Consider the following 268-nt stretch of genomic DNA (forward strand, 5'->3'; position numbering starts at 1 on the left):
ATTTGCGGACTGTAAAGAAAACAATGGACTACGTTTCACAAGGTTAAAAGGCTTGAAGAAAAACCAACAGAATGCTTGGTTGATTTTTGCGTGTCATAATCTGAAAAAAATGTCCCTTTGGAGAGGAAAAAATAGAAGAAAACCATCGAAATCTTCTATATATCCTTCAAAATATACAAAAAAAGACAATTTCATTTCGAAAATTGCCTATATACAATAAAAAGCCTATGCCCTTACGAAAAGGTATAGGCTTTTGTCAACAATCTGA

General features: G+C 32.5%; 1 protein-coding gene. It reads left to right on the forward strand.

Going from position 1 to position 268, the window contains the following annotated elements:
- On the forward strand, window positions 1-220 hold a 220-nt coding region (locus LJE08_RS14065; protein WP_217256558.1), incomplete at its 5' end, for a transposase.
- Window positions 221-268: the final 48 nt, after the last annotated feature.

The organism is Holdemanella sp. DFI.5.55, assembly GCF_020593575.1.
Taxonomy (GTDB): domain Bacteria; phylum Bacillota_I; class Bacilli_A; order Erysipelotrichales; family Erysipelotrichaceae; genus Holdemanella; species Holdemanella hominis.